The following is a 1740-nucleotide window of genomic DNA, read 5'->3' on the forward strand; positions in this document are numbered from 1 at the left end:
TTACAGAACTTCATAGCGAGAAAGCCCACTCCTTTAGGGGTGGGATGAAAGCTATGTCGGATACGGAGCGTCAGTAATAAACCGCCGGTTTTGACACTTCATGTATCCGAAAGGTTTTGTTTCAATCAATTAGTTTAACTGATACAATAATGTTATGGAAAACAACTATAGAAAAACCCATACTACTGTTTCTCTAATCAACTATCATTTCGTATTTTGCCCTCGATACAGAAGGAAGATATTCCTTCGTAATGATGTAGAAGTACGTTTCAAGGAGCTTGTATCTGAAATATGTGAAGATTTGAATATCAATATGATAGCTTTGGAATGCGATAAAGATCATACACATATGTTTCTTAATGCCCTGCCGACACTTAGCCCTGCCGACATCATGGCAAAAATCAAGGGAGTGACATCTAAAAAGTTAAGAGAGGAGTTTCCTCACCTCCAACATTTGCCGAGCCTCTGGACGCGTTCCTACTTCGTCTCTACTGCCGGGAACGTATCGAGCGAAACAATCAAACGCTATGTCGAACAACAAAAAACGAGGGGGTGACACTGTGTCTCAAACGCTGACAGTCAACATTAAACTGAAGCCGACAAAAAAACAGGAAGCTGTCTTGAAAAAGATGATGACCACATACATTGAGACGGCCAACCGACTTGTCTCTGACATGGTGGAAGCCCAGGCGACACTCAAACTAACGAGTAAGAGTGTCTCCTCGCCCTTGCCTAGCGCCGTTAAGAACCAGGCTATTAAAGACGCACAGAGTGTATTTAAAAAGGCGAAGAAATCGAAATATAAAGTCGTGCCTATTTTGAAAAAACCTTATTGCACATGGAACAACCAGAACTATTCGTTCGATTTTGAGTCGATCTTTCTTCCGATCATGGTGGATGGAAAGGCAAAGAAAACGCCAATTAAAGCAGAAATGGTCGATAAACACAATCGTAACTTTTCGCTCTTGAACAACAGGCTGGGTGCACTTCGTATCACGAAGAAATCAAATAAGTGGATTGCTCAGATTGCCGTCACAATCCTTACTACTGAGAAGACCGGCTCTAAGGTTCTAGGTGTGGATCTAGGTTTAAAAGTACCAGCGGTTGCATCGACCGATCGTGACAAGGTGCGATTCTTCGGAAACGGGCGCGAGAACAAGTATATGAAACGCAAGTTTCGAGCAAAACGAAAAGAGCTCGGTCAAAAGAAGAAGCTGAACGCAATCAAAAAGCTGAACAACAAAGAACAGCGTTGGATGAAAGACAAAGATCACAAGGTTAGCCGTGATATTGTCGATTTCGCAAAAGAGAACAACATTTCTGTCATTCGCCTCGAGAAATTGGCGAACATCCGACAGACGGCAAGAACAAGCCGTAAAAACAATAAGAATCTGCATACATGGTCGTTCTATCGCTTGGCACTATTTATCGAGTACAAGGCGAAGTTGGAAGGAATCAAGGTCGAATATGTGAATCCTGCGTACACATCTCAGACATGTCCTTCTTGCGGAAGCCGGAATAAAGTGAAAGACCGAACTTATGTCTGTAAATGCGGATTCAAGAAACATCGAGATTTAGTCGGTGCGATGAACATCCGATACGCACCTGTGGTTGATGGTAATAGTCAATCAGCCTGAGAACCTATATGGTCTGTCTCAGGAGGGGTGATGGCACACCCTCATCTGAAGGTTTGAGCAAAACAGAAATGGACTGCGCTCGCACAAGCACTTCAGAATCCCA

At 43.2% G+C, this 1740-nt stretch carries 2 protein-coding genes; both read left to right on the top strand.

The genetic code is table 11. The annotated features are described in order from the left end of the window. The first annotated feature begins 154 nt into the window (after positions 1-154). A complete protein-coding gene (gene tnpA / locus DI14_RS15285; RefSeq protein ID WP_024371868.1) occupies positions 155-556 on the top strand; it encodes an IS200/IS605 family transposase in 402 nt (133 codons plus the stop codon). A gap of 4 nt (positions 557-560) precedes the next feature. After that, positions 561-1637, top strand: coding sequence for an RNA-guided endonuclease TnpB family protein (locus DI14_RS12610; RefSeq protein WP_034809097.1), 1077 nt, complete (start codon positions 561-563; stop codon positions 1635-1637). The last annotated feature ends 103 nt before the right edge of the window (positions 1638-1740 follow it).

The organism is Exiguobacterium sp. AB2, assembly GCF_000696055.1.
GTDB lineage: Bacteria > Bacillota > Bacilli > Exiguobacteriales > Exiguobacteriaceae > Exiguobacterium > Exiguobacterium alkaliphilum.

Excerpts from the sequence above, each read along its gene's own strand:
- tnpA (WP_024371868.1), top strand. The coding sequence starts at position 155 with ATGGAAAACAACTATAGAAAAACCCATACTACTGTTTCTCTAATCAAC.